Annotated in this window: 23 protein-coding genes and 1 tRNA gene; 8 read left to right on the forward strand and 16 right to left on the reverse strand. The window is 61.2% G+C overall.

Annotated elements, in window-relative coordinates; all coding sequences use genetic code 11:
- Positions 1-6: 6 nt before the first annotated feature.
- From AC1DLT_RS07700 to AC1DLT_RS07730, 7 genes are all read right to left on the reverse strand, one after another.
- Positions 7-1494 (reverse strand): CpaF family protein, encoded by a 1488-nt coding sequence (locus AC1DLT_RS07700; protein WP_477486365.1) that lies wholly within the window; start codon positions 1492-1494, stop codon positions 7-9.
- Between the two features lie 15 nt (positions 1495-1509).
- On the reverse strand, positions 1510-2805 hold the full coding sequence (locus AC1DLT_RS07705) for a CpaE/TadZ family protein (protein ID WP_247138428.1): 1296 nt from the start codon (positions 2803-2805) through the stop codon (positions 1510-1512).
- Between the two features lie 21 nt (positions 2806-2826).
- Positions 2827-3507: a CpaD family pilus assembly protein gene (locus AC1DLT_RS07710; RefSeq protein WP_038549951.1), complete on the reverse strand. Its 681-nt coding sequence runs from the start codon at positions 3505-3507 to the stop codon at positions 2827-2829.
- A gap of 51 nt (positions 3508-3558) precedes the next feature.
- Complete coding sequence (locus AC1DLT_RS07715) at positions 3559-5100, reverse strand: type II and III secretion system protein family protein (RefSeq protein ID WP_477486366.1); 1542 nt, start codon at positions 5098-5100, stop codon at positions 3559-3561.
- Positions 5101-5113: 13 nt separating this feature from the next.
- A complete protein-coding gene (gene cpaB, locus AC1DLT_RS07720; RefSeq protein WP_038549949.1) occupies positions 5114-5926 on the reverse strand; it encodes a Flp pilus assembly protein CpaB in 813 nt (270 codons plus the stop codon).
- A 114-nt stretch (positions 5927-6040) separates the two neighbouring features.
- Positions 6041-6553, reverse strand: a complete 513-nt coding sequence (locus tag AC1DLT_RS07725; protein ID WP_038549947.1) for an A24 family peptidase — start codon at positions 6551-6553, stop codon at positions 6041-6043.
- 140 nt (positions 6554-6693) lie between these two features.
- Complete coding sequence (locus AC1DLT_RS07730) at positions 6694-6882, reverse strand: Flp family type IVb pilin (RefSeq protein ID WP_038548170.1); 189 nt, start codon at positions 6880-6882, stop codon at positions 6694-6696.
- 400 nt (positions 6883-7282) lie between these two features.
- Between AC1DLT_RS07730 and AC1DLT_RS07735 the strand changes: the two genes are divergently transcribed.
- The 7 genes from AC1DLT_RS07735 to AC1DLT_RS07765 all read left to right on the forward strand — a co-directional run bounded on the left by AC1DLT_RS07735 (position 7283) and on the right by AC1DLT_RS07765 (position 12705).
- Positions 7283-7693, forward strand: a complete 411-nt coding sequence (locus AC1DLT_RS07735; RefSeq protein WP_477486367.1) for a pilus assembly protein N-terminal domain-containing protein — start codon at positions 7283-7285, stop codon at positions 7691-7693.
- 100 nt (positions 7694-7793) lie between these two features.
- Complete coding sequence (locus tag AC1DLT_RS07740) at positions 7794-8435, forward strand: TadE/TadG family type IV pilus assembly protein (RefSeq protein WP_038548168.1); 642 nt, start codon at positions 7794-7796, stop codon at positions 8433-8435.
- The gene (locus tag AC1DLT_RS07745; protein WP_477486368.1) at positions 8435-9028 is read left to right on the forward strand and encodes a TadE/TadG family type IV pilus assembly protein; all 594 of its coding nucleotides are present in this window, start codon (positions 8435-8437) and stop codon (positions 9026-9028) included. The genes AC1DLT_RS07740 and AC1DLT_RS07745 overlap by 1 nt, the downstream gene beginning before the upstream one ends.
- A gap of 112 nt (positions 9029-9140) precedes the next feature.
- Positions 9141-10361, forward strand: a complete 1221-nt coding sequence (locus AC1DLT_RS07750) for a phosphopentomutase (RefSeq protein WP_477486369.1) — start codon at positions 9141-9143, stop codon at positions 10359-10361.
- Entirely contained in the window at positions 10358-11374 is a 1017-nt protein-coding gene (locus AC1DLT_RS07755) for an adenosine deaminase (protein ID WP_477486370.1), read from the forward strand. Before AC1DLT_RS07750 ends, AC1DLT_RS07755 begins: the two co-directional genes overlap by 4 nt.
- Before the next feature lie 61 nt (positions 11375-11435).
- Entirely contained in the window at positions 11436-12065 is a 630-nt protein-coding gene (upp, locus tag AC1DLT_RS07760) for a uracil phosphoribosyltransferase (protein ID WP_038592343.1), read from the forward strand.
- 124 nt (positions 12066-12189) lie between these two features.
- Positions 12190-12705 (forward strand): TIGR02281 family clan AA aspartic protease, encoded by a 516-nt coding sequence (locus tag AC1DLT_RS07765; RefSeq protein WP_157885205.1) that lies wholly within the window; start codon positions 12190-12192, stop codon positions 12703-12705.
- Here AC1DLT_RS07765 and deoA read toward each other — a convergent pair whose 3' ends face one another.
- From deoA to AC1DLT_RS07810, 9 genes are all read right to left on the reverse strand, one after another.
- The gene (gene deoA / locus AC1DLT_RS07770; protein ID WP_477486371.1) at positions 12706-14016 is read right to left on the reverse strand and encodes a thymidine phosphorylase; all 1311 of its coding nucleotides are present in this window, start codon (positions 14014-14016) and stop codon (positions 12706-12708) included.
- A 4-nt stretch (positions 14017-14020) separates the two neighbouring features.
- Positions 14021-14791, reverse strand: coding sequence for a deoxyribose-phosphate aldolase (gene deoC, locus AC1DLT_RS07775; protein ID WP_477486372.1), 771 nt, complete (start codon positions 14789-14791; stop codon positions 14021-14023).
- 213 nt (positions 14792-15004) lie between these two features.
- A complete protein-coding gene (locus AC1DLT_RS07780; RefSeq protein ID WP_477486373.1) occupies positions 15005-15793 on the reverse strand; it encodes a purine-nucleoside phosphorylase in 789 nt (262 codons plus the stop codon).
- A gap of 10 nt (positions 15794-15803) precedes the next feature.
- On the reverse strand, positions 15804-16232 hold the full coding sequence (locus AC1DLT_RS07785; protein ID WP_477486374.1) for a cytidine deaminase: 429 nt from the start codon (positions 16230-16232) through the stop codon (positions 15804-15806).
- A gap of 39 nt (positions 16233-16271) precedes the next feature.
- Positions 16272-17243, reverse strand: coding sequence for an ABC transporter permease (locus AC1DLT_RS07790; RefSeq protein WP_477486375.1), 972 nt, complete (start codon positions 17241-17243; stop codon positions 16272-16274).
- A 4-nt stretch (positions 17244-17247) separates the two neighbouring features.
- Complete coding sequence (locus AC1DLT_RS07795; protein WP_477486376.1) at positions 17248-18351, reverse strand: ABC transporter permease; 1104 nt, start codon at positions 18349-18351, stop codon at positions 17248-17250.
- Positions 18352-18427: 76 nt separating this feature from the next.
- On the reverse strand, positions 18428-19951 hold the full coding sequence (locus AC1DLT_RS07800) for an ABC transporter ATP-binding protein (RefSeq protein ID WP_038548135.1): 1524 nt from the start codon (positions 19949-19951) through the stop codon (positions 18428-18430).
- Positions 19952-20026: 75 nt separating this feature from the next.
- Positions 20027-21019: a BMP family lipoprotein gene (locus tag AC1DLT_RS07805; protein WP_038592324.1), complete on the reverse strand. Its 993-nt coding sequence runs from the start codon at positions 21017-21019 to the stop codon at positions 20027-20029.
- Positions 21020-21364: 345 nt separating this feature from the next.
- On the reverse strand, positions 21365-21691 hold the full coding sequence (locus tag AC1DLT_RS07810; RefSeq protein ID WP_051900233.1) for a hypothetical protein: 327 nt from the start codon (positions 21689-21691) through the stop codon (positions 21365-21367).
- A gap of 222 nt (positions 21692-21913) precedes the next feature.
- On the opposite strand from AC1DLT_RS07810, the gene AC1DLT_RS07815 reads away from it, so the two are divergent.
- Positions 21914-22003: transfer RNA gene (locus AC1DLT_RS07815), tRNA-Ser, on the forward strand.
- Positions 22004-22370: the final 367 nt, after the last annotated feature.

Here is a 22370-nt window from a genome sequence, read left to right on the forward strand (position 1 = left end):
CGCTCCTTAGTCCTTGGTTTTTTCCATCGCGTCGAGCGCGGAGGAAAGACGCTTTTCCTCGTTGTAATAACGGGCGCGGTCCCAGAAATGCGGCTTCATGATGCCGGTTGCCATATGCCTGCCAATCAGGCGGCCATTGGCGTCCTCGCCGTCGATCTCGTAGCGCATCAGGTCCTGGGTGATGATCACGTCGCCTTCCATGCCCATCACCTCGGTGATCTGGGTGATGCGGCGCGAACCGTCGCGCAGACGGGCCGCCTGAATGATGACGTCGACCGAACCGCTGATGATCTCGCGCACGGTCTTGGCCGGCAGCGAATAACCGCCCATGGCAATCATCGATTCCATACGGCTCAGGCATTCGCGCGGCGTGTTGGCGTGGATCGTACCCATCGAGCCGTCGTGGCCGGTGTTCATCGCCTGCAGCAGGTCGAAAACTTCCGGTCCGCGCACTTCGCCGACGATGATGCGTTCGGGGCGCATGCGCAGGCAGTTCTTGACAAGATCGCGCATGGTGATCTCGCCCTCGCCCTCGATGTTCGGCGGGCGGGTTTCGAGGCGGACCACGTGCGGCTGCTGGAGCTGCAGTTCGGCGGTATCCTCGCAGGTAATGACCCGCTCTTCCCTGTCGATATAGTTGGTCAGGCAGTTCAGCAGCGTCGTCTTGCCGGAACCGGTGCCGCCGGAGATGACGATGTTGCAGCGGACGCGGCCAATGATCTGCAGGAGCGTTGCCCCTTCCGGGGTGATCGCACCGAACCTGACGAGCTGGTCGAGGTTGAGCTTGTCCTTCTTGAACTTACGAATGGTGAGCGCCGGTCCGTCGATGGCGAGCGGCGGGGCGATGACGTTGACGCGGGATCCGTCCGGCAGGCGCGCATCGCAGATCGGCGAGGATTCGTCGACGCGGCGGCCGACCTGGCTGACGATACGCTGGCAGATCGACAGGAGCTGGGAATTGTCGCGGAAGCGGATGTCGGATTCGATCGTCTTGCCGGCGACTTCGATGAAGGTCTGTCCGGCACCGTTGACCATGATGTCGGAGATGTCGTCTCGGGCGAGCAACGGCTCCAGCGGGCCATAACCCAGAACGTCGTTGCAGATGTCCTCGAGCAGTTCCTCCTGCTCGGAGATCGACATTGCGAAATTCTTGATGGTGATGATATCGTTGACGATATCGCGGATTTCCTCGCGCGCGCTCTCGGCGTCGAGCTTGGCGAGCTGGGAAAGATCGATCGTATCGATCAGGGCCGAGAAGACCTGGCTCTTGGTATCGTAATAGAGCTCCGTGCGCGCCGGGCGCTTTCGGGCTGTCGATTGCGGCGCGAGCGGCGGCGGCGAGGAGATCTGCTGCCGCTGGGTCACGGGATCGCGCACCGGCTCGGCAAGGATTTCCGGAGCGGCCGACCGCGCCGCGGCAGGCGCTGGCACAGCCGGCGGCGGCGCGACGCTGCCGCTCTTCCCAAATCCCTCGTTTCCGCGTTTTCCAAACATACCGGTTTCCTGGTGTTATGCCTTCTTACGCCCGAGCATGCCGAGCATCTTGCCAAGCCCACCCTTCTTCACCTTCTTCATGGCGACGCGACCCGTGACGATGTGGGCGATCTGCGAGAAGGTTTCGGCGGCTGGCGATTTTGCGTCGATTTCGGAAATCATGCGGCCGCTATTGGCGGCATTGCCGAACAGCTGCACGTCGAACGGCAGGATGGCGATCGGCTCGATCTCCAGCGGCTCGATGAAATCGTTCGGAGCGATCTCCGGACGCTTCGGCATGCCGACCTGGTTGAGGATCAGATGCGGCGCACGGTCGTTCGGCCGAAGCTTCTTCAAGGCATCGATCATATTCTTGGTGTTGCGCAGGTTGGCGAGATCCGGCACCGCGCAGATCACCACCTCGTCGACCTCCGACAGAACCGCCCGCGTCCATTCCGTCCAGCCATGCGGAACGTCGAGAACGGCCATCGGTGCGCTGCGCTGCAGGAGTTCGATGATCGGCGTGAACGCGTTGCGATCGAAATCATAGGCGCGATCGAGCAGCGAGGGAGCCGCCAGCAGCGAGAGATGCTCGGAACACTTGGTCAGAAGGCGATCGAGGAAGACTTCGTCCAGGCGTTCCGGCGCAAAGACCGCTTCGGCGATGCCCTGGGCCGGATCCTGGTCGAAATCGATATTGGCCGTGCCGAAGGGAAGATCGAGATCGGCGAGGATGGTCTCGGTCGAGAACAGGTTCGAGATACCGAAGGCGCAGTTGTGCGCAATGGTCGAGGCACCGACGCCGCCCTTGGCACCAATGAAGGCGATCGATTTGCCGAGCGGCTCGGCTTCGGGATCCACGAAAATCGCCGAGATCGAAGCCAGCATGTCGGGCATTTGCACGGGGCCGACGAGATATTCGGAAATGCCGTTGCGGATCAGCTCGCGATAGAGCGAAATATCGTTGTAACGGCCAACGACGATGACCCTGGTCGAGGGGTCGCACACTTCCGCAAGCGGCGTGAGCTCATGCAGCAGGTTCTTCGGCTCGGCGTCGGTTTCCAGGATGATGAGGTTCGGGGTCGGCGTGGACGAAAACATGTTGGCGGCGGCACTGGTGCCGCCGATGGTCACACGCAGGTTGACCTTGGCCATGCGGCGATCACGGGCCATGCGGTCCATCGTGCGCTGCATCGCCTCGCTTTCGCAGAAGGAATGGATAGAGATGCGCGGCAACGGGCGCAGCGCGTCGAAATCGCCGGGACGATCGGCGTCCTCGGCAGACCCTTCACCCTGGCCGGGAGTGCGGATTTCATAGTTGATCGCGCTCATTGTTTTCTCCGGTTCCCTGGCTTACGGCGTCGTGGTGCCACTGGATTCCCCGCGATAATCGCTGATGACCTTGGCGCGCTGCGCCGCGTCGATCGGCGTGATGGCGCGCGGGGCGATGAGGTCCGTGGGGTTGGCGACCTGGGCTGCAAGATTGTTCTGGCTGGCGCAGCCGAAATTGTACCAGTTCTTGTTGCCGAACGTGTTGTCCGACAGATCCGCCGGCCATTCGCCGCACTGGCCGGTCATCGCCTTGGTCGTCACGTAGGAAAGTCGGATCGGCGCTGCATCGCCATTCGGCGAGGCTGCATAGCTGCTCATCAGTATCCGCTGCGGCTTGATGCCGGAACGCGTCAGTTCACGGCGGATATCGCCCGCCAGATGTTGCGCGGCACCGGAATTATACGAGCCGTACGGCACTTGGATCTGCATTACGCCGGCTGGCGACGCCATGAAGTTCTGCGCAAATCCCTTGACCGTATCGCGCATACCGGTTGTCAGGCGGACATCGCCCGAGGCGATCGGAATATCAAGCGTCGACTGACCTTCCGCCAGGACGATCGGATGGCGGGTGCGATAGTCGTCGGGGATGGCGCCGGTGGTGAGCTGGCTGTTGCCGCAGGCCGACAGGAGCATGCCGGATGCCGCGAGCGCGAAGGCTGCGGCAATCTGGCGGCGACGGGACCTGGTTGTAACCTTGGTCATGGCATCCTGTCCTTCGGCGGAGATTTTCTGCGTTTCAATGTCCATGACCGCTCACTTGTAGATAAAGCCGACGGCGCCGTGATATTGGCCCGTCGCGACGGGCTCCTTGCGGCCGTAGATCTTGTTGACGCGGTTCAGGAAGAAGGTCGCTGCATCGTTTTCCGGATTGAAATTGTCGTCCGGCCGAGCGATCTCGCTGCGCGCAACGGGACGGACCAGATACGGCGTCGCGATGATCACGAGTTCGGTTTCGTTGCGGACGAAATCCTTGCTGCGGAAGAGCGTGCCGAACACCGGCACCTTGGAAATGCCCGGCAGGCCGGACATCGCCTGTCGGACGTTGTCCTGCACCAGGCCGGCGATCACGATGGAGCCCCCGGAGGGCAATTCGACCGTGGTCGAAGCCTCGCGCTTGCGGATCGACATGTAGGTATTGCCGGGGATCCGCAGCGAAGCACCGTTACCGGTCGCGGCAGAACCTTCATAGGTCGGCTCCGACACGTTGGTTTCGATCACCAGGCTGATGCGTCCCGGCGACAGAACGACGGGCTTGAAGTTCAGTTCGATGCCATAATCGACCGTGTTGACCGTCTGCGTGACGGTCCCCTTCTGGCCGTCGACCTCCTGCTGGGCAGGCAGGCGGAATTCGCCGCCGACGTAGAATTTTGCCTGCTGACCCGAAATGGCGGTCAGGCTTGGTTCGGCGAGCGTGCGCATGACGCCCGCCTGCTCCATGGCGTTCATGTAAGTCGAAAGAGCGACATTGCCGATGTTGCCGGACAGGACGCCTTGAGCAGCCAAGCCAACGGCATTTCCCAGATTGGCGGGATTGGCAAAGGAAATCGAACCCTTGGGACCGGCCACCGAGCCATTGAAACCAAGCTGCTTCAACACCTGCCGGCTGACTTCCGCAACCGTCACCTTCAGCGTCACCTGGTCCTCGCCCTCGATCGTCAGGAGGTTGACGATCTGAGATTTCTGTCGGTTTTCGGCGAAGATGTCCGCGTCGCCGTTATTGCCCTGAGCCGTGATATTCCGGGTGGTCGCCTCACCGCCCTTGAGGAAGGCGGTGGTGAGCTTTTCCGCCTGCGCCGAGTCCTGGGGGGTGCGCACACTTCCCGACAGCACGATGTTGTCCGAGATGATCTCGACCTTGATGTTCGATTCCGGCAGGAACCGGCGAAGGTTCTGCTCAAGACCGGAAATGTCACGTTCGATTGCCACGTCCAGGCTGACGATTTCCTCGCCGTTGGGCCCGAAGACGAAGATATTGGTCTGGCCAACGGTCTTGCCGAACAGATAGATGCGGCGGGAGGTGCGCGTCACCGCGTCTGCCATGCTCGGGTCGGCGACCAGAATATCGTGGGCGTCGGAAGGCAGGTCGACGACCAGGGCCTTGTTGAGGCCGAGCTGCAGCCGTTTGCGGATGCCAGGGCCCCCTTCGGTGATGCGGACGACGCTATTTTCGGCCGCCAAAGCTTGTGCCGGCTCAAAGCTGAACGGGGCGATATTCAGCGAAATGCCGGAAAAGGCGAGGCAAAAAGCCAAGCCTGCCGCTGCCGAGCTACGAATCTTGTGTTTCAGACTGTTCACTTGAGCGCTCCGTTCATTTCGCCTGCACCGCCGTCGCCGTGCTCTTGACGATCGCACCCGATTTGATGACCTGGATATCCGCCTTGCCATCGCCCCCATGCAGCAAATAGCCCGGGGCGACCGTGTCGGCCTCCTGCGAGTCCGCGACCGAGCGCAGCGCGAGCGTCAGCCGCTGGGCCATCTGCTGGGCGACGGCGATGACCTTTGCCTGATCCGGCGTCAGTTCCAGCGTCGCCGTCGTGCCGACCACCGATTTCTTGCCGTCTTCACTTTCCTGGACCTGCTGGTCGATCGCGAGGACGCGGACGTTGCTCAGGATGGTTTCGGTAATGTAGTTGCCGCTGTCCTTGTTCTCGCGCACCATGATGATGTCGACGCGATCATTCGGCAGCACGAAGCCGCCGGCGCCTGTCGCCACCGAAATCTCGGTTGCGACGGCCCGTTTTCCTGACGGAAGCAACGAGGACATGATGCGGCTGGATGAATCGGCAATCTTCTCGGCGCGCATCGGCTCGCCCTTGAACATCGGCATGCGGACCACGACACCCTGAAGCTCGGTCATCGCATTCGGCCGTGTGGAATCGGTGATGAAGCCGTCGACGACGCCGCTCGAGGGCCAGGACGCCCACTGCATCGACTTATCGTTCAGCCGGCTGCCGATGGGCAGGTTCTCAGCCGAGACGAGCACCTTGACCGTCGGCTCCTTCTGGATGACGGTTTCCACCAGTTCGGGTGCCTTGGTGCCGGAAAGGCGCATGGCGAGCATGCCGGCGAGACCCGCCGCCACCACGGCAACCGCGAGAATAATGATACGGGTGGGCTTCATGGCCATTCCTTGAGGGAACACTAATTCCCCCGGAGAATGGTCTCCAATGGTGTAATTATAGTTAATGAGACGCTTACAATTCTGGTTAACGCGATCTTTCCATCGCGGAAACCTTTATTGAAACGCCTTCACGGCCAGGAGATGGATCGGCGCAAGCTCGAGGGTCAGGAAGCCGGCGATCGCAATGGCGATACCGTAAGGAATCTTCTTGGCGTTGACGAGGGACGAAGGGAGCGGGATGCCCATGGCCATGACCGACTCCGCCTGCGAGCGCAGGAGCAGGAAAGCAAGCGTCACCGCGCCGCCGACATAACCGACGGTGACGAGGAAAACCAGAAGCGAATGATTGAAGCCGAACCAGACGGCGGTCGCGGTCAGGAGCTTCGCATCGCCGCCACCCATGACATTGAAGGCAAACAGCGCGAAACACGCGCCGAACACGGCAAGGCCGGCGACCAGATTCATGCCGATTTCTGGCCAGGACAGCCCCGCGAGCGGGGCTAGGACCAGAAAGGACACCAGAATAACCGCAGATACCCGGTTCGGGATCGTCATGCTGACGAGATCGAAGATGGCGGCAAGCGCCAGGCAAAGCGGCAGGATTGTGAGAATGGCCAGAGTGATCACGATCATTGCTGAATCCGCCGACATCAGTCAGGATTTGCACGCGCGGAATGCACGATCCCCAATCCCTGCTGAACTACGAAATAAGACGAAGCCGCCCCGATTGTGATCGAGCCGGCTTCTGGAATTTGTCACGCCTGCAATCAGCAAGCGGTGGTGCCGGTGCCGCAGTTAAGCTTCTTCGAGATGTTGGTGAACTGGGTGTTCAGCGAGGTGCCGAGGGTGGTCGCACCAGCGATCAGAGCAACGGAGATGAGTGCTGCGATAAGACCATACTCGATGGCGGTCGCACCAGACTCATCTTTCATAAAACGGGCGAAAATCTTGGTCATGGAACTCTCCTACTCCACATTTGTTGTTCAGCACGTCCCGACAACTGTTTCCGTTGTTCGGATGACTGCAATCTACAGACGGACGATTGCGATCGGCTTAAGGAACATCATTACCAACCCGTTAATGGACGATTGCCGGTTGCGTGGTAAACGAAGGGGAAAGAAAAAAGATCGCATTCGACACGTGTTCACTCCTGCTCATAATTGACTAATGTACATTTTTTTACAGAGCTTTAATTTACATGCGGGAAGGCTGATACTTGCTCCATGGGCTGCGATCCCGGCCATTCGGCAATGGTTAAGATGAGATCAAACCCGGCCGCCTGTGCCGCTTAACCTTTCATACACCAATCACATCCATTCTTGGCCGATAACAACCGCACCCTAAAGGCTGCCCCCAATGCTGTTCCGTAGCGTCATGGTCCGACTCCTCGCCATTTGCGGTGGCGTGTTCGCTGGCGTGGGACATGTTGCTGCGCAGGATCAGGGGGATCTTCTGCGCGTATTCATGAATCATGCGCGCGTGCTGAAACTCGACCGTCCGGTCAGCAAGGTCATCGTCGGCAATTCCAACGTCGCCGATGCCACCGTCGCGGACTCCACTACGATCGTTCTCACCGGCCGCAGTTTCGGCACGACCAATCTGGTGCTGCTCGACGCCCAGGGCAATGCGATTGCCGATGAACGCATCCTCGTTTCCATCGACGAAGGCAACACGGTGCGCGTCTTCCGGCAAACGGAACGTTCCATCCTCTCCTGCACACCCAATTGCGAGCAGCACGCCGAGTTCAAGAACACCTCCTCGCCCTGATCGGGGACAGGTCGTTAAACTGCAGACGATTGCGGCAACGGAATCTCAATAATCGAACCCTAGGATCGGCGTGCTCAAACCGGGCTGTCGGGCGGGAACCATGTGCCAGGATCATGACGATACCAGAAGCGGTGCGCCCGTACCTGTAAAGGGTAAACGCGGGGCGTGGCGGCGGATCATCCGCTCGAAAGATGGAGCAGCGGCGATCGAATTCGCACTGCTTGCAATCCCCTATTTCCTAATCGTGTTTGCGATCGTCGAAACCTTCATCGCCTATACGGGAGAACAGCTCGTCGCCAATGCCGTCGACACGATGGCGCGCAAGCTCAGGACCGGCAATATTACCTATGGGCTCAATCGCGGCACAGACAAGAACCAGACGGAATTCCGCCGCGCTTTCTGCGCCGAAATATCGATCCTGATCACGTGCAGCGATGCTGAAATTACGACGCCGGACAAACTTCTGCTCGACGTCCGCTCGTTCGCGAGCTTCGCATTGATACCGAAGACAATCCCGCGTTCGACGTCCGGTGGCGATTTCGGTGAGCTCGATACATCTTCCTTCGCCTATGCGCCGGGCCCCGCCAAAAGCATCAACATGCTGCGTGCCTATTACCGCTGGGATGTCGTCACCGATCTGATCCGGCCTTACATCACCAATGTCAGGCCTGCGAACGGCGGACGGCCGAACTATTTCCTGATCGTCGAGACATCCGCCTTCCGAGCCGAGGACTATCCGTGATGGAAGAGCAAAAGCCGCAGCCGCAGTCGCGACATCCGGGCCTGTTGACCCGCCTCAGGCAGTTCATGACCGACAGGCGCGGCGTTGGCGCAGTCGAGTTCGCGCTGATCGCGCCGCTGCTTCTCAGCCTCTACATCACGTCCTTCGAGATCACCATCGGCCTCAGCGTCTCCAAGCGGGTGACGCGCAGCGCCAGTACCATCGCCGATCTCGTGACCCGGGAAACGAGTGTCGACAAGACGATGCTCACGACGATGAAAGACGTCACCGCCAGTCTTTTCGCCCCCTATACGCCTAACACGCTCAGCATCAAGGTCACGGGCGTGACGCTCGATGCCAATGGCAATCCGACCGTTGCCTGGTCATGGAACCAGGATAACGGCAGGCCCTATGTGGTCGGTTCCGCGGTCCCGGTGCCGCCCGACATGCATATAGCCAATTCCTTCCTCGTCCGGGCGGAAGTTTCGGTCCACCACGAACTGTTGATGTTCATGCCCGGCCTTTTGCCAAGCGAGATTCAGAACATCACCATCGCGCGGGAGTATTTCTACCGCCAGCGCCTTGGGAACAACGTCGCCTGCACCAATTGCTGACGCGCATCGGACGTCATGCCCTTTGCTAATACATCCGCACGGCTATATGAATCCCGATTCGAGCCGGCAGCCAGACCGCCGGCCGGGCGATATTCAAACTTCCGGGTGACCGATGGCGCGTGCGTTCCTGTTCGTTCTTGATTCCTTCGGCGTGGGCGGTGCCCCCGATGCGGACGAGTATGGCGATCTCGGCTCCAATACGCTCGGGCATATCGCGCAGTTCTGCGCCGCAGGCGTCGGCGACCGCGCGGGTCTGAGGGAAGGCCCGCTGCATCTGCCGAACATGTCATCGCTCGGTCTTCTGGAAATCGCAAAGCTCGCCGGCGGCGACTATCCCGTCGGCATGCCGATGCCGGAGCGGATCTTCGGCCTGTACGGCGCCGCCAACGAAATTTCCCGCGGCAAGGATACGCCATCCGGCCATTGGGAAATCGCCGGCACGCCGGTTATGTTCGATTGGGGTTATTTCCCGACCGAAGGCGAGGCCTTCTCTCCCGAACTCGTGGACGCCATCTGCCGTGAAGGCGGCATTTCGGGCATTCTCGGCAATTGCCACGCATCCGGCACCGAAATCATCGCCCGGCTCGGGGAAGAGCATATCCACACCGGAAGGCCGATCTGCTACACATCAACCGACTCCGTCTTCCAGATTGCCGCCCACGAAACCCATTTCGGCCTCGACCGACTGCTCAAGCTCTGCGAAACCGTACGGGTACTGGTCGATCCGATGAATATCGGCCGGGTGATCGCCCGGCCTTTTGTCGGCGAAACGGCGGCCACGTTCCAGCGAACCGGCAATCGCCGCGACTTCTCCGTGCCGCCGCCCGGGCCGACATTGCTCGACCGGCTGATCCGGGGCGGCCGGTCGGTACATGCCATCGGCAAGATCGGCGACATCTTTGCGCACCAGGGCGTGTCGCGCGTCATCAAGGCGGACGGCAATGCGGCGCTGATGGAGGCGACGCTTGCCGCGATGGACGAGGCGACCGTCGGCGATCTGGTCTTCACCAATTTCGTCGATTTCGACATGCTCTACGGTCATCGCCGTGACGTGCCGGGTTATGCCGCGGCACTCGAAGCCTTCGACCGCGCCCTGCCGGATGTCCACCGGCGGCTGAAACCGGGGGATCTCGTCATCCTCACCGCAGACCACGGCTGCGATCCGACCTGGCGCGGCACCGACCATACCCGCGAGCGGGTGCCGGTCATGGCGTTCGGGCCGGGTATCCGCTCCCGCTCGATCGGGATCAGATCAACCTACGCGGATATTGCCGAAACAATCGCTGCCCATCTATCGATCCCGCCTGGGCCCAACGGATGGAGCTTCCTTTGACCAGACACCTCCTCAAGGCCGAGATCCACTGCCATATCGAGGGCGCCACGCCCCCGGCACTGGCTGCAGCCCAGGCCAGGAAATACGGCGAAGATGCCAGCAAGGTGCTGCGCGACGGCGCTTATGTCTGGTCGGATTTCTCAGAATTCCTCGTCTGCTACGATGCTGTCGCCGCGCTCTTCAAAACCGCCGACGACTATGCGCTGCTGACCGAGACCTATCTTCTGGAACTTGCCGCCGCCAACACGATCTACAGCGAGATCATCGTCTCGCCCGATCACGGAGACCGGATCGGGCTCGGAGCGGATGCCTATCTCGCCGGCATCTGCGACGGCATCCACGCAGCCCGCGAAAAGACCGGCATCGAGGCGCGGATCATCGTCACGGGCGAGCGGCATTTCGGCCCGGACCGGGTGATCTCCGCCGCCGAATACGCGGCGCGCGCGAAAAACCCGCTGGTGACCGGTTTCAACATGGCCGGCGAGGAACGCATGGGCCGCGTCGCCGACTATGCTCGTGCCTTCGATATCGCCCGCGATGCCGGATTGGGTCTGACCATCCATGCCGGTGAGGTCTGCGGTGCCTTCAGCGTCGCCGATGCGCTCGATCTGGTAAAGCCCTCGCGGATTGGCCATGGCGTGCGCGCAATCGAGGATCCGGCGCTGGTGGAACGGCTTGTCGAGCTCGGCACCGTGCTCGAAGTCTGCCCCGGCTCGAACATCGCACTGAAGGTGTTTCCGGATTTCGACAGCCACCCGCTGAAGCGCCTCAAGGCCGCCGGGGTGCGGGTCTGCATCAATTCCGACGACCCGCCGTTCTTCCACACCTCGCTCGCCCGCGAATACGAGATCGCGTCGGGGGTGATGGGGATCTCGGACGGCGAGATCGATGAGATGACGCGCACGGCGATCGAGGCTGCCTTCGTGGACGACGCGACAAGGGCAAAGCTGATCGCCCGGTTCGACGCCCAGAGCGGGTCAGAGGCTGGGGATGAGGCGGTCATACGCGCCTGACGGGTTGCGGAACCGGCCTTTTTCCTGAAAGAAGAGACAGGCAAACAAGAAGGGGAAGCTCATGGACGGCGTCACTGTCATCGATCATCCGCTGGTGCAGCACAAGCTGACGATCATGCGCAAGAAGGAAACCTCGACGGCGGGCTTCCGACGGCTGCTCCGGGAAATCTCGATGCTGCTCTGCTACGAGGTGACCCGCGACCTCGAACTGACCATGGAAACGATCGAGACCCCGCTCGTCGAAATGCAGGCGCCGATCGTCGAAGGCAAGAAGCTGGTTTTTGCCTCGATCCTGCGTGCCGGCAACGGGCTTCTCGAAGGCATGCTTGAACTGGTGCCTTCGGCCCGCGTCGCGCATATCGGCGTCTACCGCGACCACGAGACGCTGCAGCCGGTCGAATATTATTTCAAGGCACCGGAAGACATCGCCGAGCGGCTGATCATCGTCGTCGATCCAATGCTGGCGACCGGCAATTCCTCGATCGCCGCCGTGGATAAGCTCAAGGAACGGGGCGCCCACAATATCCGCTTCCTTTGCCTGCTTGCGGCCCCCGAGGGCATCGCCAACTTCCGCGCGGCGCATCCGGACGTGAAGATCTACACGGCCTCGATCGACAGCCACCTCAATGAGAAGGGCTATATCGTGCCCGGTCTGGGCGACGCGGGCGACCGGATGTACGGCACCAAGTAAGTAATTTAGAATTCGCTTACCAAGCTTTTAAATGAACGGCCTGCGGGGATTTCGCGGGCCGTTTTCTTATGAATTGTCGGTTATGCAGGAAGCGGATATCCGGTTCATGCCGAGAGGATTGTTCATGCTCCTGCGCACCGTCATTTTTGCCGCCGTTGCGGCGCTGCTGGCGACACAGATCCCAGCGCTGATCCAGCGTGCCGATCATCCGCCGGAGGCGATGGCTGCCGTCGAAGCGCCCGCAAAGGCCACGCCTGTTTCGGTGACACCCGGCAGCGTGACCCTGGAAGCCGATGGCCGAGGTCACTTCAACGGCACGTTCCGGATGAACGGCAAATCCGTCGACGGCCTCGTCGATACCGGTGCGTCGCTGGTGGCGATCAACGAAAGCACGGCGCGCAAGCTGGGCTACAGCGCCAACGGCCTGGATTTCCGCTACACGGTCAACACCGCCAATGGCGGAACCGAGGCGGCGCATGTGGTCCTCGACCGCATCGAGATCGGCGGCGTGCGCGTCAAGGACGTCGATACCTTCGTGCTGCGCGACAAGGCGCTTGCCGGCACGCTGATCGGCATGAGCTTTCTGAAGAAACTGAAATCCTTCCAGGTGGAAGGCGGCAATCTGAAGCTGATCCAGTGATCAGCCGATGCGCTTCAAGATGACCGACGCGGCTGCGACCGGAGCGTCTGAGATCGTATAGAAGCCCGCAATACCCTCAGCGATCCGCTCAGCATCCTCTTTTGTCCTGGCATGCACCATGGCGATCGGCTCACCTTCCGAGACCTGGCGACCGAGCGGCAGAAGCTCATTGATGCCAACGCGATGATCGATCGGATCCGCGGCCCGCTTGCGGCCTCCACCAAGTTCGACGACGGCCAGGCCGATGGCGCGGGTCTCGCAGGCGGAGAGATACCCATCGCGCGGCGCCGGCACACGCAGCCGCACCGGTGCGCGTTCAAGGTAGGAATCGGGACGCTCGCAGAAATCCGCGGGACCGCCAAGTGCATGGACCATGCGGGCGAACCGCTCCATCGCTTCGCCGGAGTTCAGGGCCAGCCGCGCATTCTCCTCGGCCTCGGCCAGATTGCTGGCCACGCCTGCCTGGACCAGCATTTCCGCGGCCTCAGCCAAAACGACGGCTTCGAGCCGCGTACCGGCCTTCAGGCCAGCCAAGAAATCGAGACAGTTGACGATTTCGAGCGCATTGCCCGCGGCATCTGCCAGCGGTTGGTTCATATCGGTCAGAAGTGCTGCGGTCTTGACGCCCGCCCCATTCGCCACTTCGACCAGCGAGCGGGCCAACGCTTCTGCTTCCTCCGGGCTTTCCATAAAGGCGCCGTTGCCGACCTTGACGTCGAGCACGAGGCTGCCGAGACCGGCCGCGAGTTTCTTGGAGAGGATGGAGGCGGTAATCAGCGGCACGGATTCGACAGTGGCCGTCACGTCGCGGATACCGTAGAGTCGGCGGTCGGCGGGAGCGAGGTCGCTCGTCTGTCCGATAATGGCACAACCGACCTCGCCGACGACCTTGCGGAACAGAACCTCGTCCGGCATGACGGTGTAACCGGGGATGGATTGCAGCTTGTCGAGCGTACCGCCGGTGTGACCGAGGCCACGGCCGGAAATCATCGGGACTGCAAGGCCGCAGGCCGCCATGATCGGCGCGAGCATCAGCGAGACATTGTCGCCGACGCCGCCGGTCGAGTGCTTGTCCGCCACCGGCCGGTCAAGAGCGTCCCAGTTCAGGACAGTCCCGGAATCACGCATGGCAAGCGTCAGCGCCACCGTCTCATTGCGGGACATGCCCCGAAAGAAGACAGCCATGGCAAAGGCAGCCGCCTGGCCTTCGGAGATTTCCTCTTTTGTCAGGGCAGCAATGAAGGCTGCGATCTCTTCGCCGGTGAGAACCTTTCCGTCGCGCTTGCGGCGGATGATTTCCTGCGGGATCATCGTGTCAGTAGCCGCTCGACGCGCGGACGGTGGTGCTGCCGCTCAACACGCCGAGAATATCATCGAGCAAGCTCGATGCGCCGAAACGGAAGGTGGAGGGCATGATCCAGTTGGGGGCCATGATCGTTTCGGCAAGCCGGAAGTAAAGATCGGCGTCCGCAACCGTCGAGATCCCGCCGGCAGGCTTGAAGCCGACGCGCTTCTTCGAATCCCGGATCGCCTGCAGCATGATATCCGCTGCTTCGAGCGTCGCGTTGATGGCGACTTTGCCGGTCGATGTCTTGATGAAATCGGCGCCGGCGGCGATCGCCAGTTCGGAGGCGCGACGAATTAGAGCGCTATCCTTCAGCTCGCCCGTCTCGAGGATCACCTTCAGGCAGGCATTCGGGCAGGCGGCGCGGACGGCCTCGACCATTTCGGTCACCGCCGCCTCATCGCCGGCGAGCAGCTTGCGATAGGGAATGACCATATCGATCTCGTCGGCGCCGTCTTCGATCGCTTTGCGCGTCTCCCCGACGACGGTCGCGACATCCAGTTCGCCGGAAGGGAAATTCACGACCGTAGCGATGCGGACCGGATGTTCGGGGCCCAGGATCTGCCGCGCATGGGCGACGAAACGCGGCCATATGCAAATCGCGGCCGTGTTGCCATAAGACGTCTGGGCGCGCTGGCACAGTTTCTCGATCGCGGCGTAATCGCAATCGTCGCGCAGGTTCGTCAGGTCGAGAAGCGATAGCGCAAAGGCTGCCGCCTCACGCGGGCTCAGGAGTTCCATGTCGAGTGCCTCCCCGGCTTGTTTACTGCGCCGCGCGCCTATCGGTCTGATAGTGACGCAGTAAATTCAAAGGCGACGCAAGTCCGGTCAAAATCTGCTCGATTTCTGGGTCATGCGGCTCGCCCATATTTATCGTTCAAACGATTAGATGCAAGCCACACCAGAGGGGCACGCGCCCACACGGGACTTATCCGCTTGAAATACATCGTGTAATCAGGCCAACATTTCTTTCAGAATGGCCGCCAGACGCTGCCCGCCGACGGGCGCCATGTCCTTGGTTTCCGCGTGGCTGAGTTCTGCGCCGGTCATGCCGGCGCCGAAATTCGTGATGACCGAGGCCGCCGCGACCTTGAGCCCGAAATAACGCGCGAGGATGACTTCCGGCACCGTCGACATGCCGACCGCATCGGCGCCAAGCGTGCGCGCCATGCGGATTTCCGCAGGCGTCTCGAAGCTCGGTCCGGAGAACCACATGTAGACCCCGGAAAACAGCGGGACGCCGCAACGGATCGCCGCATTGCGCATGTCGAGCGCGAGGTCGGCATCATAAGCAGTGGTCATGCCCACAAAACGCCCGTCGCCTTCTTCGCCGATCAGGGGGTTCATGCCGGAATAGTTGATATGGTCGGAAATCTGCATCACCGAGCCCGGCGGCATATCTTCCCTCAAGGAGCCTGCCGAGTTCGTGAGGATGAGCGACTGGACGCCGAGGCCCTTCATCACCTCGATCGGAAAGCGCATCACCTTGGCGTCGCCATGCTCGTAATAATGCGCCCGCCCGGAAAGCATGATGACCGGCTCGGCTCCGAGATAACCCGCGACGATTTCGCCCGCATGGCCGGTGACGCCGCTCACCGGGAAACCCTCCAGTGCGCCATAAGGCACACGGACAGCCTCCGTCACCTGGTTCACCAGCGAACCGAGGCCGGAGCCGAGTACGATCGCGTGGCGCGGCACCAGGCCGTTCAGGCGCTCGACGAGCAGATCGATGACTTTCCTCATCTCCACCGCCTCAGCCGATCACGTCGGTTTCGAAAGCAAAAGGCAGGAGTTCCGCCATGGTGACGGTCTTCTGCACGCCGAGATCGTCGCAGAGATAAATGCGCGTATCGGCGGAGGCAAATTCCGCGATTTTCTGCCGGCAGCCGCCGCAGGGCGAGCAGAGCGCCAGCTTTTCGGCAAGCACTGCCAGTTCGACGATCTTCTTACCCCCGCCCATGATCATCGCGCCGATCGCCGTCGGCTCGGCGCACCAGCCCTGGGGAAAGGAGATGTTCTCGATGTTGGCGCCGAGATAGACTTTGCCGTCATCGGCACGGAGCGCCACGCCCACCGGAAATTTCGAATAGGGGGCGTGAGCCTTGGCCATCGCACCGCGGGCGGCTTCGAAAAGTTGACGTTCGGCCGCTTGTTGTTGATTGTCGGCTCTAATCGCGGACATAGCCTTCTCCATTTGGTCTTTGGTGATGGAAGCCATACCTCAACGTTCCTTGGTATAGGGCACGCCGCCGGCCTTGGGCGGGCGAGCGGTGCCGATGAAACCGGCGAGCAGTACGCAGGTGAGGATATAGGGCAGCGCCTGGAAGATCTGTACCGGCACTTCGCCGATCAGCGGCAGCGATTTGCCCTGCATGAAATTGGCGAACGCATCGAGAAAACCGAAGAGCAGGCAGGCGAGCATGACCGGCACCGGTTTCCATTTGGCGAAGATCAGTGCTGCAAGCGCGATATAACCCTTGCCGGCCGACATGTTGTTGATGAAGGCGGCCGACTGGGCGATCGACAGGTAGGTGCCCGCGAAACCGCAGAGGAACCCGGCGACGATCAGAGACCGATAGCGCATCCAGGCAACCGAAATGCCGGCGGTATCGACCGCGCCCGGATTTTCGCCGACAGCGCGCAGGCGCAGGCCGAAACGGGTGCGGTAGAGAACCCACCAGGAAATCGGCACCATCAGGAAAGCGATGTAGGTGAGGATGTTGTTGCCGGAGATCACGTGTGCATAAAGCGGGCCGATGATCGGCACGTCGCGCATCATGTCGGCGCCCGGCAGGACGATAGAGGAGAACCGGCCCTCGGGCTGCACCTGGCCGGTGCGCCCGCCCTGCCTGAACCAGGCTTGGCCGAGCACGATTGTCAGGCCGGCGGCGACGAAATTCAGCGCCACCCCGGAAACGATCTGGTTGCCGCGATTGGTGATCGAGGCAAAGCCGTGCACGAAGGAAAATACGATCGACACGCCGATGCCGCCGAGCAGGCCTAACCAGGCATTGCCGGTCCAGTACGCGACGCAGGCGGCTGCGAAGGCCGAGGCCAGCATCTTGCCTTCGAGACCGATGTCGAAAATGCCGGCGCGCTCCGAAAACAGTCCGGCAAGCGCCGTGAACAGAAGCGGGATCGAAAGGCGGATCGCCGAACCGAGAATGCTGATGAAAATATCGAAATAATCCATGAGCCTATTTCCCGGTGAGCTGCTGGTAGAACCGGACGATGGCCGGGCGGAGCATATATTCCAGGGCTCCGGCAAACAGGATGACCATGCCCTGGATGACGACGATCATGTCACGGGTGATGCTCGGCATATCGAAGGAGAGTTCAGCGCCGCCCTGGTAGAGGATGCCGAACAGCAATGCCGCCAAGATGATGCCGGCCGGATGGTTGCGGCCCATCAGCGACACCGCGATGCCGACAAAGCCGGCGCCGCCGACGAATTCGATCTGCAGGCGAGCGGAAGCGCCCATGACCGGATTGAGCGCCATCATGCCGGCAAGGCCGCCGGAGATCAGCATGGTGATCATGACGATCTTCGAATAGCGGATGCCCGCATAACTCGCGGCCGTCGGGCTGATGCCGAGCGTACGCATCTCGTAGCCGAGCTTGGTGCGCCAGATCAGCACCCAGACCAAGAAGCACATCATCAGCGCGATCAGGAAGGAGAAGTTGAGCGGTGCCGCACCGAGCTTGCCGCCGAACATGGCGATCAGCCAGTCGAGCTTGGGGAGTTGGCCGCCGGGCAAGAAGGTGCGAGTTTCGGGCGCCATCTTGCCGGGAACGATCAGCACGCGCACCAGCATGTAGTTCATCAGCGATGAGACGATGAAGTTGAACATGATGGTGGTGATGACGATGTGGCTACCACGCTTGGCCTGCAGCCAGGCAGGAATGGCGGCGCAGGCTGCACCGAACAGGGCGGCGCCGATCACTGCAAACGGCATCGTCACATACCAGGGCACGTAACGGTCCATGGCGAGCGCCACGAGCGCCGCACCCAGACCGCCGAGATAGGCCTGACCCTCCGAGCCGATATTGAACAGGCCGGCATGGATCGCGACCGCCACCGACAGGCCGGTAAAGATGAAGCTCGTCGTATAAAACAGGGTGAAACCGATGCCTTCGCCGCGGCCGAGCGCGCCGATCAACAGCAATTGCAGCGCCTCGAACGGGCTTTCGCCGATCGCCCAGACGACCAGACCGGAAAAGAAGAAAGCCAGGATGAGGTTGAGCAGCGGGATGAGGCCGTAATTGATCCAGGCGGGAAGCGGAACGGATGCGGTGGTCATGCCCCTGCCCTCGTCCGCCGTGCTGCCGCCGAAAGTCCGATCATTCCATGCTCCGAATGGGTCATTGCTGAAAGCGTCATGCGGCGATCCCGGCCATCATCAGGCCCAGCGTCTGTTCGCCCGCCTCGCCCGACTTTTCGCCGACGATTCTGCCCGCGAACATCACCAGGATGCGGTCGGAGAGCGAACGGATCTCGTCCAGCTCCACCGAGACCAGCAGTACCGCCTTGCCGGCGTCGCGCATCTCGATGATCCGCTTGTGGATGAATTCGATGGCGCCGATATCAACGCCGCGGGTCGGCTGACCGATGAGCAGCATTTTCGGATCGCGCTCGATTTCGCGCGCCACGACGATCTTCTGCTGGTTGCCGCCGGAAAAATTGGCGGTCCGCAGCCGCGGGTTCGGCGGGCGGATGTCGTATTTGCCGATCTTCTCCTCGGCATCTTTCCGCATCGCATCGAGATCCAGGAACGGACCGCGGCCGTATCTGGGATCGCGGTGATAACCGAGGATCGAGTTTTCGTATTCCTCGAATTTCAGGACCAGGCCCATATGGTGGCGGTCTTCCGGGATATGCGCGAGGCCGAGATCGCGCAGGCCTGCCGGGTCGACACCGGCGACGGGCTTGCCATCGATGAAGATCTCGCCGGACGACGGCTTGCGGATGCCGGCGATGGCTTCGAGCAGTTCCGACTGGCCGTTGCCGGCGACGCCCGCTATGCCGACAATCTCGCCCGCGCGCACGTCGAAGGAGACGTCGTCGACCATGGTGACGCCACGACTGTCCTTGACCGTCAGGTTCCTGACCGACATCAGGACCCCTCCCGGATGGGCGGCTCCCTTTTCGACACGCAGCAGGACGCGGCGGCCGACCATCAGTTCGGCAAGTTCTTCGACGGTCGTTTCCGCGGTCTTGCGGGTCGCGACCATTTCGCCGCGGCGCATGACAGACACCGTATCGGTGATCGCCATGATCTCGCGCAGCTTGTGCGTGATGAGGATGATCGTCTTGCCCTGATCGCGCAGCACCCGCAGGACCTTGAAAAGATGATCGGCCTCCGGCGGGGTCAACACCCCGGTCGGCTCATCGAGGATGAGGATGTCAGCGCCGCGATAGAGCGCTTTCAAAATTTCGACGCGCTGCTGGCTGCCGACCGGCAGTTCCTCGATGACCGCATCCGGATCGACCTCGAGGCCGTAATCGTCCTCCAGCCGCTTCAGTTCCTTGCGGGCGCTCGCTACGCCCTTGGCAAGGAGCTGGCCGCCTTCGGCACCAAGCATGACGTTTTCAAGCACCGTGAAATTCTCGACCAGCATGAAGTGCTGATGCACCATGCCGATGCCCGCAGCGATCGCCGCCTGGCTATCCCGGATCGTCATCGGCTTTCCCGAAATGCGGATCTCGCCGTGGTCGGCCTGATAGAAGCCGTAGAGGATGGACATCAGGGTCGACTTGCCGGCGCCGTTTTCCCCGATGATGCCGTGGATCGAGCCTTTGGCGACTGTCAGATTGATGTTCTTGTTCGCGTGTACCGTACCGAACTTCTTGTCGATGCCGACAAGCTCGATCGCGGGCTCCTTCGGAGAATCGAAGCTCAATGGTCCGCCCTTCCGCCTGATATGCAAAAAGGGCGCATGGCGATTATCGTCGCCCTGCGCCCCTCAAAACCGGCCTTACTTGTTGCAGGCCTTATCCGACATGTAGTCGTGCACCTTGATGGTGCCGGCGATGATGTCGGCCTTGGCCTTTTCGACGGCGGCCTTCATTTCGGGCGTAATCAGCGCCTTGTTATTGTCGTCAAGCGCGTAGGCAACGCCGTCTTCCTTGACGCCGAGAGCCTGGATGCCAGCCGTGAACTTGTCTTCCTTGGTGTCCTTGAAGGCATTGTAGACGGCGAGATCGACGCGCTTGACCATCGAAGTCAGAACCGAACCCGGATGCAGGTGGTTCTGGTTGGAGTCGACGCCGATCGAAAGCTTCTTGTTGTCGGCAGCAGTCTGCAGCACACCGAGACCGGTCGCACCGGCAGCCGCGTAAACGACGTCGGCGCCCTGGTCGATCTGGTTCTTGGTGAGTTCACCGCCACGAACCGGATCGTTCCAAGCAGCACCGGTCGTGCCGGTCATGTTCTGGAAGACCTGCGCATCGGGCTTGGCCGCCTTGACGCCCTGGACATAACCGCAGCCGAACTTGCGGATCAGCGGGATATCCATGCCGCCGACGAAGCCGACCTTGCCGGTCTTCGACGCCATGCCGGCGAGAAGGCCGACGAGGTAGGAACCTTCTTCCTCCTTATAGAGGATAGAGCGGACGTTCTTCAGGTTGACGACGGAGTCGACGATCGCGAACTTGGTGTCCGGGAATTCGGCCGCGACCTTCTCCATGGCCGAGGTCCAGGCGAACGATACGGCGACCACCGGATTGAAGCCGCGGCTGGCGAAGTTGCGGATGGCCTGCTCGCCCTGGGTGTCGCTGGTCGGTTCGAAATCCCGGAAGTCGATCCCCGTTTCCTTCTTGAACCTTTCGGCGCCGACGGAAGCGGCTTCGTTGAAGGATTTGTCGAACTTGCCGCCCGTGCCGTAGACCAGCGCCGGCTTGATATCCGCGGCGAGCGCGGTTGCCGACATGGCCGCCATGGCAATGAGGCTTAAAAGGGTTTTCTTCATCGTGCAGCCCTGTTTTTTAGCTGTTAGGTCCTCCCGCAATCCCCGTTCCCCGGTGATGTCTGCGGCCACCTGCCCTTTTTCTTCAAGGGTCTGGCTTCGGTCACTCTTGCACGGGTTTCGGAAAAATTCACGAGATTTTTTTCAACTGGTAAAAAACAGCGAAGCTGCTGAAAACTTCCACAATGTTGTCGAAAACTGCTCAAACGGAAGGCTTCGAGACTTAGTTCTGCCCATTCGTCGAGCGAGGCCGGAGGCATCTGCATCATGCAACCCATGACGGCATCCAACTCCGCTTACAACACTACCCCCAGCAGTTCTTGGGAGCCGGCAGGATCAGCTTGGGCTTCAGGCGGAAAACCGCCCGGCAAACTGTGGCCGGCTGTATCCGGCCATCCAAAAGATCAACGCAATCCCCAGGAACACCGCGAATGCCGGCTGCGCCAGCACCGGGGCCACGAAAGGCCGCCAGATGTCCTGGCCGAGATAGGTGGTCGCGGTGATCTCGGTGAGCGCCAGGCTTTCCGGATCGAGATTGAGCCAAGCATTGCCAAGGCTGGTCAGCACCACCGAGGAGGCGGACACGGACTGGATCGCATCCAGCGTGCCGGCCACGATCGCGGCAACCAGAGCAAGCCCGCTGAGCAGATGGAAAACGAACCGTATGACTGCCATGGCGAACAAGCCCGCATCGTTGATCACGGCCGCGCCGCCTGCCGCGCGACGGCGTTTATGGCAGAAGAAATAGTCCGGGGCCCAAGGCTTGGCAACGCGGTCGACGGAGTTTTCCCGCCCACTGTCAAAAAACGTTCAGATTCGGGTTGATCCCGGGGAATTGATCGGTATATATCGCGGCCGTTCCAACGTTTTGCTTCTCAGACGACGCAAAGCAACCAAGGACAGGTGGCCGAGTGGTTTAAGGCGCACGCCTGGAACGCGTGTGTGCGTGAAAGCGTACCGTGGGTTCGAATCCCACCTTGTCCGCCATTGGCTCTTTAAATAGCTGCTTCATGTTTTGTCGGCCGCGAGGTGACGCCTCGATTGGCACGCTGCGGCGAAGTATCGTGTTTTGCGGTCATCGCCGTCGCTCACCGCGACGCCCGGCGATTTCCGGCATGGGACTGATCAGCGACGTGCCGGCGGCGGCTCCGCGCTCCTGCGGCATGACCGAGAAGCGGTTTCGTTCCGGCCGGCATCGGTTGTATGTTCGCAGTCGCATTTTCCGCCCGGGAGATAAAGCCGCCAGTCTCTGAAGAAGAGTATGGCGGCGCTATGAAATTGACAAATATCAAGCCCTTTCAAATGGATGATAGGATCAGCCAAAGCGGCCGCCGGATTGGCCTTACTCTTCTCA

This window comes from Neorhizobium sp. 05N33 (assembly GCF_056397445.1).

Coding starts and splice junctions, on each gene's coding strand:
- AC1DLT_RS07700 (WP_477486365.1), bottom strand. CDS start 1,494: ATGTTTGGAAAACGCGGAAACGAGGGATTTGGGAAGAGCGGCAGCGTC.
- AC1DLT_RS07705 (WP_247138428.1), bottom strand. CDS start 2,805: ATGAGCGCGATCAACTATGAAATCCGCACTCCCGGCCAGGGTGAAGGG.
- AC1DLT_RS07710 (WP_038549951.1), bottom strand. CDS start 3,507: ATGACCAAGGTTACAACCAGGTCCCGTCGCCGCCAGATTGCCGCAGCC.
- cpaB (WP_038549949.1), bottom strand. CDS start 5,926: ATGAAGCCCACCCGTATCATTATTCTCGCGGTTGCCGTGGTGGCGGCG.
- AC1DLT_RS07730 (WP_038548170.1), bottom strand. CDS start 6,882: ATGACCAAGATTTTCGCCCGTTTTATGAAAGATGAGTCTGGTGCGACC.
- AC1DLT_RS07735 (WP_477486367.1), top strand. CDS start 7,283: ATGCTGTTCCGTAGCGTCATGGTCCGACTCCTCGCCATTTGCGGTGGC.
- AC1DLT_RS07740 (WP_038548168.1), top strand. CDS start 7,794: ATGTGCCAGGATCATGACGATACCAGAAGCGGTGCGCCCGTACCTGTA.
- AC1DLT_RS07745 (WP_477486368.1), top strand. CDS start 8,435: ATGGAAGAGCAAAAGCCGCAGCCGCAGTCGCGACATCCGGGCCTGTTG.
- AC1DLT_RS07750 (WP_477486369.1), top strand. CDS start 9,141: ATGGCGCGTGCGTTCCTGTTCGTTCTTGATTCCTTCGGCGTGGGCGGT.
- upp (WP_038592343.1), top strand. CDS start 11,436: ATGGACGGCGTCACTGTCATCGATCATCCGCTGGTGCAGCACAAGCTG.
- AC1DLT_RS07765 (WP_157885205.1), top strand. CDS start 12,190: ATGCTCCTGCGCACCGTCATTTTTGCCGCCGTTGCGGCGCTGCTGGCG.
- deoA (WP_477486371.1), bottom strand. CDS start 14,016: ATGATCCCGCAGGAAATCATCCGCCGCAAGCGCGACGGAAAGGTTCTC.
- deoC (WP_477486372.1), bottom strand. CDS start 14,791: ATGGAACTCCTGAGCCCGCGTGAGGCGGCAGCCTTTGCGCTATCGCTT.
- AC1DLT_RS07780 (WP_477486373.1), bottom strand. CDS start 15,793: ATGAGGAAAGTCATCGATCTGCTCGTCGAGCGCCTGAACGGCCTGGTG.
- AC1DLT_RS07785 (WP_477486374.1), bottom strand. CDS start 16,232: ATGTCCGCGATTAGAGCCGACAATCAACAACAAGCGGCCGAACGTCAA.
- AC1DLT_RS07790 (WP_477486375.1), bottom strand. CDS start 17,243: ATGGATTATTTCGATATTTTCATCAGCATTCTCGGTTCGGCGATCCGC.
- AC1DLT_RS07795 (WP_477486376.1), bottom strand. CDS start 18,351: ATGACCACCGCATCCGTTCCGCTTCCCGCCTGGATCAATTACGGCCTC.
- AC1DLT_RS07805 (WP_038592324.1), bottom strand. CDS start 21,019: ATGAAGAAAACCCTTTTAAGCCTCATTGCCATGGCGGCCATGTCGGCA.
- AC1DLT_RS07810 (WP_051900233.1), bottom strand. CDS start 21,691: ATGGCAGTCATACGGTTCGTTTTCCATCTGCTCAGCGGGCTTGCTCTG.